Source organism: Burkholderia sp. AU33803 (assembly GCF_002223095.1).
Classification (GTDB): Bacteria; Pseudomonadota; Gammaproteobacteria; order Burkholderiales; family Burkholderiaceae; genus Burkholderia.
Window position 1 is genome coordinate 561,723 of the sequence record NZ_NKFJ01000008.1, and the last position, 15,011, is coordinate 576,733.

Genomic DNA, 15,011 nt, shown 5'->3' on the forward strand with positions numbered 1-15,011 from the left:
CCACGACATTACAAGCGCACGATCGTCGATTTCAGCTCGGTGTACTTGTCGAGCGCATGCAGCGACTTGTCCCGGCCGTTACCCGACTGCTTGTAGCCGCCGAACGGGAAGTTCAGGTCGTCGCTGCCGTCGCCGTAGCAGTTGACCCACACGGTGCCCGCGCGCAGCCGCCGCGCCACCGCATGCGCGGTCGAGAGGTCGGCCGACCAGACCGCCGCGGCCAGCCCGTAGTCGGTATCGTTGGCGATCCGCACGGCCTCGTCGACATCGTCGAACACGATCACCGACAACACCGGCCCGAAAATCTCCTCGCGCGCGATCTTCGCATCCGGCTTCACCTCGAACACCGTCGGCTCGACGTAGAACCCGCCCGTGTCCTCCTTCACGCGCGCGCCGCCCGTGACGAGCTTGCCTTCGTCGCGCCCGGCACCGATATACCCCATCACGCGGTCGAGTTGCATGCGATCGACGATCGCCCCCATCGTCACCGACGGATCGAGCGGATGCCCGGGCGCGAACCGTCGCGACGCCTCGACCAGCCTCGCGACGAATGCGTCCTTGATGTCGCGATGCACGAGCAGGCGCGAGCCGGCCGTGCACACTTCGCCCATGTTGAAGAAGATCGCGTCGGCGGCCGCCTGCGCGGCGCGGTCGAGATCGGGGCAATCGCGCAGCACGATGTTCGGCGACTTGCCACCGAGCTCGAGCCATACGCGCTTCAGGTTCGACTGCGCGGCGCACGCCATGATCTGCTGCCCCGTGCGCGTCGACCCGGTAAACGCGATGCAGTCCACATCACGATGCAGCGCGAGCGCCCTCCCCGGCTCCGCGCCGCCCGGCACGACGCTGAACACGCCGGGCGGAATGCCGGCCTCGCACGCGAGCTGCGCAACACGGATCGCGGTGAGCGGCGATTTCTCGGACGGCTTGAGCACGACGCTGTTGCCGGCCGCGAGCGCCGGCGCGAATTTCCACGCGGCCATCAGTAGCGGAAAATTCCACGGCACGACGGCCGCGACGACGCCGATCGGCTCGCGCGTGACGAGCCCGACCAGATGAGGGTCGACCGGCGCGACTTCGCCTCCGACCTTGTCGATCGCTTCCGCATACCAGTCGACACAATGCGCGGCGGCCGGCACGTCGATCGCCGTGGTATCGGCGATCGGCTTGCCGGTGTCGAGCGTCTCGAGCAGCGCAAGCTCGTCGAGATGCTCGCGCATCAGCGCGGCCCAGCGCTGCAGCACCGCCTTGCGAGCGCGCGGGTTCGTGCCGGCCCAGCTTTGGGCGTCGAACGCGCGGCGCGCGGCCGCCACCGCGAGGTCGACGTCGTCGGTACCGCAATCGGCCACGTGCGCGAGCACGCCACCGTCGATCGGGCTCACGCAGGCGAAGGTCGCGCCCGTGTGCGCGTGGCGCGCGTCGCCGTCGATGAACGCGCGGCCTTCGATCCGCAACGCGGCCGCGCGGGCCTGCCAGTCTTCGAATGTCGATTGATTCATGCGTTTCCTCGTGAAAACTCGCGGATCACGACCCGGTAACCGGATCGATCGGCGTGAAGATGCCCGCGCGCGCCTCGATCGCTTCGCCCGCGGCGAGACACAGCGCCTCCTGGAAGCGTCCCGCGACGAGCTGCACGCCGGCCGGCACGCCATCACGGATGCCGGTCGGCACCGACAGCCCCGGCAGCCCGAGTAGCGCGGTCGCGAGCAACGGCCCCTGCCGCTCGATGATCGCGCGCATCGCGTCGTCGCCGTGCTGATCGGCGTCGATCGCGAATGGCTGTGCGCACGACACCGGCATCAGCAGCAGCGGATAGCGCGCGAAGAACTGCTGCCAGTCGCGCAGCAGCGCGGTGCGCCGCGCGAGGCCGTTCATGTAGCCCTCGAGATCCAGCGGCGTCGCGAGGCGGCGCTGGCTCGCGAACGCGCTACGGATCGCCGCGTCGCCGTGCTGCATGATCACGTCGCCGAGGCCGCCGCGCGCTTCGTTGGTCACCAGGTCCAGCCACAGTTCGCACGCCTCGGCGAACCGCGGCGGCGCCGCTTCCTCGACGACGCAGCCGGCTTCCTCGAGCCAGCGCGCGGCCTGCCGGATCGCGTCGACCACCACCGGATCGGACGGCACGCCCGGCAGCGCCGGGCACACGGCCACGCGCGCGGGGAACGCGGCTTCGTGCGCATTCGGCGCGACCGGCATCCACCATGCGTCGCGCGCGTCGCCTGCCGCCATCGCGTCGAGCGCGAGCCGCAGGTCGCCGACCGTGCGCGCGAGCGGCCCCTGCACGGACGCGAGCTGCACCGCGAGCGTGCGGTCCTTCGACTGGGTCGGGTTGTACGCCGGCACGCGCCCGGTGCTGGGTCGCAGCCCGGCGACGCCGCACGCATAGGCCGGGTAGCGGATCGAGCCGCCCAGGTCGTTGCCGTGCGCGATCGCGCCGACGCCGGCGGCCACGGCCGCGGCGGCACCACCGCTGGAGCCGCCCGGCGTCAGCGACGCATTCCACGGATTCGACGTGCGGCCGTGCAGGTCGTTGTCGGTGAACCAGCGGTACGAAAACGCCGGCGCATTGCTGCGCCCGATCACGATCGCGCCGGCCTTGCGCAGGTTCGCGGTCACCGGGCTGTCCTCGTGCGCGATCACGTCCGAAAACGCGCGCACGCCATTGGTCGTCGCATGTCCGGCCGTGTCGACGTTGATCTTCACCGTCACCGGCACGCCGTGCAGCGCGCCGACCGGTGCGCCGCGCGCGATCGCGGCATCGGCATCGGACGCGGCCTGCAACGCGCTGTCGGCCATCACGTCGACGATCGCGTTGATGACGGGGTTCACCGCTTCAAGCCGCTGCAGGCAGCTGCGCGTGAGTTCGGTGGCCGACACGTCGCGACGCGCGACGCGCTCGGCCATCTCGGCCGCGCTGAGACGCCACAATTCCTGGGTCATGGGTTGCTCCTCCTTGATCTCGATGGTTGTCCTGAACCGGTCGCGTCACGCGAGCGGCTGTCCGGCTTGCGGTGCGTGCGACGCATAGATCTTGCGGCACGTTTCAACGACTTCCCACGTGCCGCGAAAGCCCGGCGGGATCACGAAGCGATCGCCGGCGCGCAGCACGCGCTCGCGGCCGTCCGCATCGCGGACGATCGCGACGCCGCTCAGCATCTCGCAATACTCGGACTCGTCGTACTCGATCGTCCAGCGGCCGGGCGTGCATGCCCAGATCCCGCAGCTGAACTGCCCGCACGGGCTGATGTAGTGATGCGACAGCGTCTGCTGCGGATTGCCGTCGAGCAGCAGCCCGCTCGGCACGCGGCTCTGCGTGAGCTTCGCCGGTGCCCGCATCAGGTCGACGAGATTCGTGATGTTGGTCATGAGTGCCTCCAGGGCATGAGTGATTCGAGACGTTTGGGTGCCGTGCGGACGGACGAGCCGCCCGCGCCGGTCAGAGCAGGTCCATCATCCGGTGCCAGGTCATCGCGAGCGCCAGCATCGGCGTGCGCAGCGCCCGCCCACCCGGAAAGTCGCGATGGCGGATCCGGCCGAACAGGTCGAAGCGCGCGGCCTGCGCATCGATCGCTTCCGCGATCAGCCGCCCCGCCAGGCCCGTCACGTTGACGCCGTGCCCGGAAAAGCCCTGCGCGAAATACACGGTCGGCTCGAGCCGGCCGAAATGTGGCGCGCGATTCATCGTCGCGTCGATCAGCCCGCCCCACGCGTAGTCGATCCGCACATCGGCCAGCTGCGGGAACGTCTTCAGCATGTCGCGCCGCATCGCGGCCGCGAGGTCGCGCGGCGTGTTCGTCGAGCTGCTGGCCTTGCCGCCCCACAGCAGCCGGCGGTCGCGCGTCAGCCGGAAATAGTCGAGTGCCGAATTCGTGTCGCAGATCGCCGCATCGGCCGGCATCGTCTCGGCCGCGCGCGCGTCGCCGAGCGGCTCCGTCGCGATCAGGTACGTCGCGATCGGCATGATCTTGCGCGCGAGCGCCGGCGCCAGCTGCCCCAGGTACGCATTGCAGGCCAGCACGACATGACGGGCATCCACATGCCCGCGCGCGCACCTGACGCGGTGATGCGGCGCGGCGCGATCGAGCGCGAGCGCGGGCGTGTCCTCGTGGATCGTCACGCCGGCTTCGCGCGCCGCACGTGCCAGGCCGAGCGTGTAGTTCAGCGGATGCAGGTGGCCGCTGCCTTCGTAGCGGAGGCCGCCGACGTAACGATCCGACGCGACGAAACGATGCATGTCGGCGCGCTCGACGACTTCGTAGCCGCGATAGCCGAAGCGGCTCGCCGCGGTATCGCGCCACGCGCGCAGCGCATCGAGATGGCGCGGCTTGTTCGCGGCGGTCAGGTAGCCGAAGGTCAGGTCGCAATCGATGCCGTACCGCTCGACCCGCCGCCGGACGATCTCGACCGACTCCAGCCCCATCGCCCAGACGCGCCGCACGTCGTCGTCCGGCAGGTAGGCCGAGAACGTGTCGATATCGCACGCGTAGCCGGCGATCAGCTGACCGCCATTGCGCCCGCTCGCGCCCCAGCCGATCTTCGATGCCTCGACGAGCACGACCGAATGGCCGCGCTCGGCGAGTTCGAGTGCCGCGGACAGGCCCGTGAGCCCGCCGCCGATCACGCAGACGTCGGCCGTCTCGGCCCCGTCGAGCGACGGATGCCGCGCACGGTTGTTCGCCGTCGCCGCATAGTAGGACTGAACATGTTGCTGGTTTTCGAACTTGAGCATGTGCAAGACTCGTGAACGGCGTCGCGTCAGAACGCGTAGATGAGTTGGGTGGCGAGCAGGTCGTTCGACTTCTCGTACGACCCGTCGTGGCGCAGGAACACCTTGTTGCTCGCCCAGTCGTGCCGGTATTCGACCTTCACCGTCACTTGCTGGGTCGGGTAGAACAGCAGGTCGAATGCGGCGGCCTGCCGCGTCGTGCCCTTGCACTCGAACCCGACGCCGCCGTTCGCCTTCGACAGTGCGAGGCAATCCGCATCGATGCCGAAGCCGTTGTACGGATCCATCCCGTTGCCGTTCAGGCCGATCGACGAGCCGCCGCCGCCGTTCTTCCGGTTCACGAGCAGATCGTAGCGCAGCGTCGCACCCATGCGGCCGACCACCGGCGCATTGAACTTGCGGTGCGCGAGCAGCGACAGCCCGAACCACTGCGCGAGCCCGCCGTTGAACGCGCCGTGCTGCTGCTGGCCGTAGTCGAACTCGGCGTTGTACTGCGCATCGGCGAGCGTGTAGGTCGCGTCGGCCTCGCCGAAGAAGAACGCGCCATATGCGCTCGGCGCGTTGCCGCCCACGCCGTAGCGCACGTTGCCGGTCGCCGGGTCGACCGCGCTCGGCAGCGTCTGGCGGCCGATGCTGATCGAGCCGCCGACGTCGAGCGCGCTGCCGCGCAGGTAATCGACGCGTGCGGTGAAGGTCGGCACCTTGTTGCTCGTCGTGATCGGGTCGCCAAGCGCGTTGACACCGGTCTGCGTGACCGCCCCCGCGCTGCGGAACTGCTCGTTGCCGACGAAGAACTTCCACGCCCAGTGGCCGTCTGCGCTCTGGTAGTTGATGCCCGCGCCGATCGACGAGCCCGGATCGGAGAAGTCGTACAGCAGGTTGTGCGTGAGCGTGAGCATCTGGCTCGACTGCTGGTACTCGTAGCCGCCGAAGCCCGTCACGAGCCCGCCGGTAAGCGCCGTCGTGCCCGACAACGGCACGGTCAGGACGGCCGTGTTGATGATGTCCAGGCCGCTCGAACCGCTGCCCGTCATCATCGACAGGCCCGCGCCGCGGTTCGGCATCAGCGTGATTTCCGCGGACGGCGCGGTCGGGCCGACACCGAACGTCTTCTTGATGTCGAGGAATACGTCACCGAACGTGCTGTTGTAGTAGGTGTACGCGTTCTCGTGGTTCGCGAACTGGAACGACGACGTGCCGGCGCCCCGGTTGACCACGTAGGTCGGGTCGAGGTAACCCGTCACCGACAGCCCGGCGATCGGGCCCGTGCGCGCGGCGTCGGTCAGCGAATCGACCTTCAGCTGCTGGTTCGCGACCTGCTGCCGGATGTCCGACACATCGTCGTTGGTCAGCACGGCCGGCGCCTGCCCGTAGCCGGGCGCGGACGGGTCAGCCGCCGCGGCGGTGGCCGCGTTGGGCGTGTTCGACGCGTTTGCCGCAGCCAGTCCGGCCGAAGGCTTCGCGCCGAGCTGCGATTGCAGCGCGCTCATCTGCCGTTGCAGCACCGCGATCTGCTGCTGCAGCGTCCGGATCTGGTCGGCGCTCGGGTTCGCCGCGGCCAGCCCCGGCAACGCTCCTGCGATCAGCGCGCAGAGCATCTTCTTTTTCATGGCATGTCTCCTGGTCGTTCGTCTCTGTTCGTCACTTCGTGGGATGCGGGATGCGGTCGTGCAGCGACGGCGCGGCAGGCGCGCGAGCGGGCGGCACGGCGGACGGCGACACGGGCGTGCCGGATGCCTCGGACGCGGCTGCCGCGTGCCACATCCGCGTGTCGCGCGCGTGCCGCCGCTCGCGGGCCAGCATCGCGCGGTTCACGACGACGACCCCGATCGTCACCGCCGTGATGAACACCGTGGCGAGCGCATTCATCTCCGGGTTGAGCCCCATCCGCACGCGGGAAAACACGACGAGCGGCAGCGTGGTCGACCCGGGGCCCGACAGGAACGCGGACAGGATCACGTCGTCGATCGACACCGTGAACGCCAGCAGCCAGCCGGACACCAGCGCCTGCGCGATCAGCGGCAGCGTGATCACGAAGAACACCTTCCACGGCCGCGCGCCGAGATCGAGCGCGGCCTCCTCGATCGAACGATCGAGCTCCTTCACCCGCGACTGCACGATCACCGCGACGAACGACAGGCACAGCATCACGTGGCCGATCCAGATCGTCAGCCAGCCGCGTCCGGCCGGCCAGCCGAAGGCCTGCTGCATCGCGACGAACAGCAGCAGCAGCGAGATGCCCTGGATCACTTCCGGAATCACGAGCGGCGCGTTGATCATCGCGGCATACAGCGTGAAGCCGCGAAAGCGCCCCATGCGGGCGAGCACGAAGCCGGCCCAGGTGCCGATCGCGACCGACGCGGTGGCTGTCAGCAGCGCGATCTTCAGCGACAGCCATGCGGCCGTGAGCAGTTCGTCGTCGTGCAGCAGCGCGCCGTACCACTTCAGCGAGAAGCCCGACCACACCGTGACCAGCTTCGACGCGTTGAACGAGTACACGACCAGGCTGACGATCGGGATGTACAGGAACAGGAAGCCCGCGCCCAGCACGCACGCGGACAGGATGCGATTCGCGCGGGTCATGGCCGGGCCTCCGCTTCGGTCTGGCTGTAGTGGAGCAGCGCCATCGGCACGAGCAGCAGCAGCACCATCGTCACCGTCACCGCGGACGCCATCGGCCAGTCCATGTTGTTGAAGAACTCGTCCCACATCACGCGGCCGAGCATCAGCGTGTTCGCGCCGCCGAGCAGTTCGGGGATCACGTATTCGCCTACCGCCGGGATGAACACGAGCAGGCTGCCCGCGACGATGCCGTTCCTCGACAGCGGCAGCGTGATGCGCCAGAACGCGGACCACGGCGTCGCGCCGAGATCGTTCGCGGCTTCGAGCAACGTGAGGTCCATCTTCACGAGGTGCGCGTATAACGGCATCACCATGAACGGCAAGTACGAATAGACCATCCCGATGTAGACGCCCGCGTCGGTGTGATACAGCCGCAGCGGTGTCGCGATCACGCCGAGTGCCGCCAATACGTGGTTCAGCAGCCCGTCGTCCTTCATGATCCCGACCCACGCGTACACGCGGATCAGGAACGACGTCCAGAACGGCAGCATCACGGCCATCATCAACAGGTTGCGGCGGGCCGGCGCCGAGCGCGCGATGAAGTACGCGATCGGGTAGCCGCCCAGCAGGCACATCAGCGTCGACGCGGCGGCCATCTTCAGCGAGCTAACGTAGGTGTTCAGGTACAGGTCGTCCTGCAGCAGCAGCGCGTAATGCTTCAGCGACAGCACGACCTGCACGGTGCCGGCCTCCAGCCGCGCGAGCGCGGTGTACGGCGGGATGCCGAGCATCGGGTCGGCGAAGCTGATCTTCAGCACCAGCACGAACGGCAGCGCGAAGAACACGGCCAGCCACACGAACGGCACGCCGATCGCGACGCTGCGGCCCGACGGCAGGAAGCGCGACAGCATCGCGAAGCGACCCGGCCGCAAGCGGCCGGCGCCGGTCGATACCGGCGCGGACGGAGTAGATGCAGAGGTTCTCATTGTGGCGTCCTCACTGCGTCAGCACGACGCCGCTGGCCGGCGACCACGACACGAACACGTCGTCGTTCCACGCCGGTGCGTTGTCGTTCATCAGGTGCGAGCTCGACAGGTTCGACACCACCGTCTTGCCGCTCGGCAGGCGCACGTGGTACAGCGAGTAGCTGCCCATGTACGCGATGTCGGTCACGACGCCGCGCGCCCAGTTGTGTTTCGAGCCGGGTTTCTCGCGCGACACGTGAATGCGTTCGGGGCGCACCGAGATGCCGACCGGCATCCCGAGCGGGCCGGTGATGCCGTGGCTCACGACCATCCGCGCTTCGAGGTCGTCGCTTTCGACGAAGATGTGATCTGGTTCGTCCTCCACGACCCGGCCCTCGAACAGGTTGGTCGAGCCGATGAATTCGGCCGAGAAGCGACTGTTCGGAAACTCGTATACCTCGCCAGGCGCGCCGATCTGCACGATCTTGCCTTCGCTCATCACCGCGAGGCGGCTGGCCATCGTCATCGCCTCTTCCTGGTCGTGCGTGACCATCACGCAGGTCACGTCGACCTTCTCGATGATGTTTACGAGTTTCGAGCTGGGTTTTCTGGCGGATCTTCTTGTCGAGCGCGGACATCGGCTCGTCGAGCAAGAGCAGCTTCGGGCGCTTGACCAGCGAGCGGGCCAGCGCGACGCGCTGCTGCTGGCCGCCGGAGAGCTGGTGCGGCTTGCGCTGCGCGTACTTGCTCATCTGCACGAGCGCGAGCGCATCGGCCACGCGCTCCTTGATCTCGTTCTTCGGCGTGCCTTCCTGCTTCAGGCCGAACGCGACGTTCGATTCGACCGTCATGTGCGGGAACAGCGCGTACGACTGGAACATCATGTTCACCGGGCGGCGGTACGGCGGCAGTGAAGCAAGATCTTCACCGTCGACGAAGATCTTGCCCGAGGTGGCCGTCTCGAGCCCGGCGAGCATGCGCAGCAGCGTCGACTTGCCGCAGCCCGAGCTGCCGAGCAGCGCGAACAGCTCGTTCTTCGCGATCGTCAGGTTCACGTTGTCGACGGCGGTGCTGTCGCCGAATTTCTTCACGACGTTTTCGATGCGCACGAAGGCGTCCGCATCGTGGCGGGCGGCGGCCGCAACCGATGCAGGGAGCGTATGGATCATCGTCGTCGCCCTCAACCGCCCGACTTCAGCTGCAGCCACAGACGGTTCTGCATCCGCGCGATGTCGGCGCTGCGCGGCATTGCGAGCGACGCCTTCGCGATCGTCGCGTCGGACAGGTAGATGCCCGGGTCCTGCACGATCGCCGGCGTCACGAACGGGCGCGCCGCCTTGTTGGCGCTCGGGTAGAAGATCTCGTTCGTGATCGCCGCGTTGGTCTTCGGATCCTCGATGTAGTTGATCCACTTCAGCGCCGCTTCCGGATGCGGCGCATCCTTCGGGATCGCCATCACGTCGAACCACAGCAGGCCGCCTTCCTTCGGATTCACGTAGCGGATCTCGTACGCGCGCTTCGCGTCCAGCGTGCGCCGCCGCGCGATGCCGACGTCGCCCGACCAGCCGAGCACGAGGCACACATCGTTGTTCGCCAGGTCGTCCGCATAGCCGGCCGAGCTGAACTGCGTGACGTACGGGCGGATCTTCTTCAGCACGTCGTAGGCAGCTTGATAGTCGGCCGGGTTCTTGCTCTCCGGATCCTTGCCCATGTACTGCAGCGCCGCCGCGAACGCGGCGTCCGGTGCGTCGAGCAGCGAGATGCCGCAGCCCTTCAGCTTCGCCGCATTCGCCGGGTCGAACAGCAGCGCCCAGCTGTCGGTCGGTGCGTTGTCGCCGAGCCGCTTCCTGACCGCCTCGACGTTGTAGCCGATCCCCGTCGTGCCCCATGCCCACGGCACGCCGTACTGATTGCCCGGGTCGGCCTTCGCGACCATCTTCATCAGCACCGGGTCGAGGTTCGCGAGATTCGGCAGCTTCGACTTGTCGAGCTTCTGGTACACACCGGCCTGGATCTGCTGCGCGAGATAGTTCGACGTCGGCACGACGATGTCGTAGCCCGAGCTGCCCGCGAGCAGCTTGGTCTGCAGCGTATCGTCGCTGTCGTAGCTGTCGTAGCGCACCTTGATGCCCGACTGCTTCTCGAACACCGGCACCGTGTCCTTCGCGATGTATTCGGACCAGTTGTAGACGTTCAGGTTGGCATCGCCGGCATGGGCGGACAGGCTGGCCGCGACGGCCAGCACCGCCGACGTGACGCGCGCGGCGCGCAACGCCGGTTGACGACGGATACGGATACGCATGGGGATTCTCCTTGTGATGGGGATCGGCCGTTGCGCCCGGTCCGGGTCCGGACTCGCGTCAACGCCGTCGAGCGGTGTTCAGCACAAGGGCCAATGTAGAGATCGCGGCCGGCGGCGTCAGTCCCGGAAACCGGGACAAACGGCGACGTCGATTCCCGCCGTTTGGGTAGATTCCCGCGTAGGCAGTCGAAAATATTCGTGATACCTGTAGCGCCACCTGAAAATCTTCGATACACGACGCCATGAGCGCTGCGCTGCCCGCCCCCGATCTCCCGCTGAGCCACGTCGCGTTCGTGACCGAAACGCTCGGCGACATCGCACAGGCCGTCGGCACGCCGCAGTTCATGCGGGCCGTCTACGACACGCTCGTGCGCTACGCCGACTTCGACGCGGTGCACCTCGACTACGAACGGGTCGCGTCGTCGGGCCAGCGCAGCGTCGGCTGGATCGGCAGCTTTGGCCGCGAGCCCGAACTCGTCACGCAGGTGATGCGCCACTACTACCGGAGCTATGCGAGCGACGATGCGACCTACGCAGCCATCGACAGCGAAAGCGACATGCAGCTCGTACAGGTGTCCGCACAGCGCGTCGCAAGCGAGATCCGCCATCAGTTCTTCGACAGCGGCGACATCCACGACGAATGCGTGATCGCTGGCGTCACGCTCGGCACGCGTTACTCGATCTCGATCGCGCGCTCGCGGCGGCTGCCGCCGTTTTCATTGAAGGAGTTGAGCCTGCTGAAGCAGCTTTCGCAGGTCGTGCTGCCGCTGGCGTCTGCGCACAAGCGCCTGCTCGGCGCAGTCCCGGCTGACGACGCGCCACGCGACGAACTCGATCTCGACCTCGTCGCGCAATGGCTGCCGGAATGGCAGGAACGGTTGACCGCGCGCGAGATGCACGTGTGCGCGTCGTTCATCCAGGGCATGACGTCGGCGGCTATCGCGCAATCGATGGGGCTCAAGACCTCCACCGTCGATACCTACGCGAAGCGCGCGTTCGCGAAGCTCGGCGTCGATTCGCGCCGGCAACTGATGACGCTCGTGCTGAGAAACGCATCGCGGCGGCACGCCGCATAGCCTCGCTGCGTGCCGGCCGCCGGCAGGTTGCGCGCACACCCATCTCCGCGCCGCCTCATAACGATCCGACAATTTATTGGTTCCCTCGACGATGCGCCGTCCGTATCGTTCACCGACTCGTCAGACCAATCGACCCACGGGGGAATCCAACAATGAAACAGATCCGTTCATTCGCACTGCTCGCACTGCCGGCCGCGCTCTATGCCGCCGGCGCGCACGCGCAAAGCAGCGTCACGCTGTACGGCATCGCCGATGCCGGCATCGCGTACGTGCACAACGCGCAGAACGCGAACGGCAGCAACGCGTCGAGCCTCGTCAAGTTCAGCAGCGGCAACCTGTCGGGCAGCCGCTGGGGGCTGCGCGGCACCGAAGATCTCGGCGGCGGCCTGGCCGCGCTGTTCCAGCTCGAGAACGGCTTCAACATCGGCACGGGCGCGCTCGGCCAGGGCGGGCGCGAGTTCGGCCGCAAGGCCGTCGTCGGCCTCGCGAGCAGCACGTACGGCACCGTGACGCTCGGCCGCCAGTACGATCCGGTCGTCGATCTCGTGCAGGGCCTCACGCAGGACAACTACTTCGGCGGCGTGTTCGCGACGCCGGGCGACCTCGACAACTACGACAACAGCCTGCGCGTCAGCAACTCGGTGAAATACACGAGCCCGCTGATCTCGGGCTTCCAGTTCGAAGGCCTGTACGGCTTCGGCGGCGTCGCAGGCGCCACCGGCAGCGGCCGCACGTACAGCTTCGGCGCAAGCTACGCGAACGGCCCGCTGTCGCTCGGCGCCGGCTTCTTCTATGCGAACGGCGGCTCCACCGTCGCGAACGGCGTGCGCACGTGGTCGAGCAGCTCGGACACGCTGTTCAACACCGTGATCAACCAGGGCTTCTCGAGCGCGAAGTCGATCCAGATCGTGCGCGTGGCAGGCCAGTACGTGGCCGGGCCTGCCACTTTCGGCCTCGCGTATTCGAACACGCAGTACGGCGCGGACACGCTGTCGGCGTTCAGTCAGAACGCAAAGTTCAACAACGGCTCGGCGTTCTTCAACTGGCAGTTCTCGCCGGCGCTGCGCGCGGGCGTCGGCTACAACTACACGTCGCTGACGGGGCCGAGTTCCGCGCACTACAACCAGGTCAACCTCGGTGCGGACTACGCGCTGTCGAAACGCACCGACCTGTATGCGCTGTTCGGCTACCAGAAGGCGAGCGGCAACACGCTCAACGCGAACGGCGCGGTCGTGAAGGCCGCCGCGTCGGTCGGCTCGTACGGCGTGAACTCCGGCACCGATACGCAGGAACTCGCGATCGTCGGGATTCGCCACAAGTTCTGATCGCGTCGCCGTACGGCAACGACGACGACATCGGCGACAGCCGGCAGGCGCGCACCTCGGTGCGCGCCTGTGGCGTTTACACTGTCGCGATCCCGTTCCGCACGACACAAGGAGGCCGGCATGCTGACCGTATGGGGGCGCCGCAATGCATTCAACGTCCAGAAGGTGCTGTGGCTCGTCGACGAGCTCGCGCTTGCGCATCGGCACGTGCCGGCCGGCGGGCAGTTCGGTGTGCTCGACACGCCCGATTTTTTGGCGATGAACCCGCACGGGCGCATCCCCGTGATCGACGATGGCGGCACGGTCGTGTGGGAATCGCACAGCATCCTGCGCTACCTCGCCGCGCGTTACGGACGCCCCGGCTTCTGGCACGACAACCCCGCCGAACAGTCGCGCGCCGACCGCTGGATGGACTGGTCGCAAACCACGTTGCAGCCGACGTTCCTGAACGGCGTGTTCCGGGGCCACTTCCGCACGCCGCCCGAGCAGCGCGACACGGCACGCGTCGAGCAAAGCATCGCGCAGTGCGCGCAGCACTTCCAGGCGCTCGATGCAGCGCTGGCCGGGCAGCCGTTTCTCGCGGGCAACGCGCTCACGCTCGCCGACATCGCGGCCGGCACGCATCTGTACCGCTACTTCGAACTCGACATCGCACGGCCGGACATTCCGAACGTGCAAGCGTGGTACGAGCGGCTGAAAGCGCGGCCCGCGTATCGCACGCACGTGATGATTCCGTTCGACGAGCTGCGCGGGCGGCTCGATTAGGCAATCGGCTGTCGCGCCGGCAACGGAACGGCTTGTAGGACGGTTGTAATGACAACGGCGTATGGTACCGACCTGTACGGCCGCCCAATGTGCACGACGCAGGTCATGGCTGCCCCACCCTACAGGCAATGCAATGAGCGCTCAGGACGTTGCGGTCGATGTCGCGTTCCGGACGGACCAGGCGGTTGCCGTGCACCGCAACGCCGGCCTTGACGCGTTGCGCGCCTGCCTGACGTTGCTGGTCGTGTTTCACCATTGCGCGATCACGTACGGTGCGCTCGGCGGGTGGTACTACCACGAGGTGGCCGCGGGGCCGTCGGTGGAATCTGCGCTGCTGACGCTCTTCTGCGCGATCAACCAGGCGTTCTTCATGGGCCTGTTCTTTTTTCTGTCGGGCTATTACACGCCGCACTCCCTCGATCGCAAAGGCGCGCCCCGCTTCCTGGCCGACCGGTTTCTCAGGCTGGGCCTGCCGCTGCTGGTGTACGGGTTTCTGATCGGCCCCGCAACGATCGCGCTGGCGCAGACCGCTGCCGGTCACCCGTTTGACGATACGCTCGGCAGCCTGTGGCGCCATGGCACGTTCGACACCGGCCCGATGTGGTTCGCCAAGGCATTGCTGATTCTCAGTGCGGCTGCGGCACTCTGGAGCGCCGCGTTCGCGCGCACCGCGCGCCGACCCGTGCAGCATCCGTTCCCTTCCGACAGAGCCCTGGCCGCGGCGGCATTGCTGACGGGTCTCGCGGCGCTGGCATTGCGATCCCGATGGCCGGTAGGTGTCAACGTATGGGGGCTGCAGTTCGGGTATTTCGCCAGCTACGTCGTGTTGTACGCAGCGGGTTGCCGGGCAGCGCGCGCACGCTGCCTCGAGCGTCTTCCGCCACGGCAAGTGGGCACGTGGTGGCGCATCGCGCTGCTGACGCTCCCCGTCCTGCCGATCGTCTACCTGCTCGCGAAGCACGTTCCCGCGTTGCGCGGCCGCCCCGTCGACGTGGTGTACGCGTTCTGGGAGCCGCTAGTCGCATGGGGAACGATATTGTTTCTCGCCAGCCGCTTTCAGCGACGCTTCACTCGACTGGCGGGCGTGTGGCAGCCGCTGGCGCGACGCGCCTATACGATCTACATCATTCATCCGCCGGTGCTGGTCGGCGTTGCCCTCGCATGGCAAACCGTGAGGGCAACACCGTTCCTGAAGTTTGCCGTGACTGGCGGCCTCGCGTGCGTCGCGTGCTACCTGATCGCCGGTCTCCTGCTTCGCGTGCCCAGGCTCGCATCGATTCTGTAACTGCT

The 15,011-nt window shown here is 67.5% G+C and carries 12 protein-coding genes and 1 pseudogene; 4 read left to right on the forward strand and 9 right to left on the reverse strand.

Going from position 1 to position 15,011, the window contains the following annotated elements:
* Positions 1–8: 8 nt before the first annotated feature.
* The 9 genes and pseudogenes from CFB41_RS34035 to CFB41_RS34075 form a co-directional block, all read right to left on the reverse strand.
* The gene (locus CFB41_RS34035) at positions 9–1,499 is read right to left on the reverse strand and encodes an aldehyde dehydrogenase (RefSeq protein WP_089459645.1); all 1,491 of its coding nucleotides are present in this window, start codon (positions 1,497–1,499) and stop codon (positions 9–11) included.
* A gap of 25 nt (positions 1,500–1,524) precedes the next feature.
* Positions 1,525–2,940 carry an amidase family protein gene (locus CFB41_RS34040; RefSeq protein WP_089459646.1) on the reverse strand — a complete coding sequence of 472 codons (1,416 nt, stop codon included), beginning with the start codon at positions 2,938–2,940 and terminating at the stop codon, positions 1,525–1,527.
* A gap of 45 nt (positions 2,941–2,985) precedes the next feature.
* A complete protein-coding gene (locus tag CFB41_RS34045) occupies positions 2,986–3,366 on the reverse strand; it encodes a cupin domain-containing protein (RefSeq protein ID WP_089459647.1) in 381 nt (126 codons plus the stop codon).
* Between the two features lie 70 nt (positions 3,367–3,436).
* Positions 3,437–4,729, reverse strand: coding sequence for an FAD-binding oxidoreductase (locus tag CFB41_RS34050; RefSeq protein ID WP_089459648.1), 1,293 nt, complete (start codon positions 4,727–4,729; stop codon positions 3,437–3,439).
* A gap of 26 nt (positions 4,730–4,755) precedes the next feature.
* Entirely contained in the window at positions 4,756–6,336 is a 1,581-nt protein-coding gene (locus CFB41_RS34055) for a DUF3138 family protein (protein ID WP_089459649.1), read from the reverse strand.
* Between the two features lie 31 nt (positions 6,337–6,367).
* On the reverse strand, positions 6,368–7,309 hold the full coding sequence (locus tag CFB41_RS34060) for an ABC transporter permease subunit (RefSeq protein ID WP_089459650.1): 942 nt from the start codon (positions 7,307–7,309) through the stop codon (positions 6,368–6,370).
* Positions 7,306–8,274, reverse strand: coding sequence for an ABC transporter permease subunit (locus CFB41_RS34065; protein ID WP_089459651.1), 969 nt, complete (start codon positions 8,272–8,274; stop codon positions 7,306–7,308). The genes CFB41_RS34060 and CFB41_RS34065 overlap by 4 nt, the downstream gene beginning before the upstream one ends.
* A gap of 10 nt (positions 8,275–8,284) precedes the next feature.
* Positions 8,285–9,371 (reverse strand): annotated as a pseudogene (locus tag CFB41_RS34070) (ABC transporter ATP-binding protein); the annotation flags it as partial.
* Positions 9,372–9,433: 62 nt separating this feature from the next.
* Positions 9,434–10,555 (reverse strand): polyamine ABC transporter substrate-binding protein, encoded by a 1,122-nt coding sequence (locus tag CFB41_RS34075; RefSeq protein WP_089459652.1) that lies wholly within the window; start codon positions 10,553–10,555, stop codon positions 9,434–9,436.
* A 242-nt stretch (positions 10,556–10,797) separates the two neighbouring features.
* Here CFB41_RS34075 and CFB41_RS34080 point away from each other — a divergent pair, with 242 nt between their 5' ends.
* The 4 genes from CFB41_RS34080 to CFB41_RS34095 all read left to right on the forward strand — a co-directional run bounded on the left by CFB41_RS34080 (position 10,798) and on the right by CFB41_RS34095 (position 15,006).
* Complete coding sequence (locus CFB41_RS34080) at positions 10,798–11,631, forward strand: helix-turn-helix transcriptional regulator (RefSeq protein WP_089459653.1); 834 nt, start codon at positions 10,798–10,800, stop codon at positions 11,629–11,631.
* Positions 11,632–11,783: 152 nt separating this feature from the next.
* Positions 11,784–12,956 (forward strand): porin, encoded by a 1,173-nt coding sequence (locus CFB41_RS34085; RefSeq protein WP_039364476.1) that lies wholly within the window; start codon positions 11,784–11,786, stop codon positions 12,954–12,956.
* A gap of 120 nt (positions 12,957–13,076) precedes the next feature.
* Positions 13,077–13,721 carry a glutathione S-transferase family protein gene (locus CFB41_RS34090; RefSeq protein ID WP_089459654.1) on the forward strand — a complete coding sequence of 215 codons (645 nt, stop codon included), beginning with the start codon at positions 13,077–13,079 and terminating at the stop codon, positions 13,719–13,721.
* Positions 13,722–13,854: 133 nt separating this feature from the next.
* Complete coding sequence (locus CFB41_RS34095; protein ID WP_089459655.1) at positions 13,855–15,006, forward strand: acyltransferase; 1,152 nt, start codon at positions 13,855–13,857, stop codon at positions 15,004–15,006.
* The last annotated feature ends 5 nt before the right edge of the window (positions 15,007–15,011 follow it).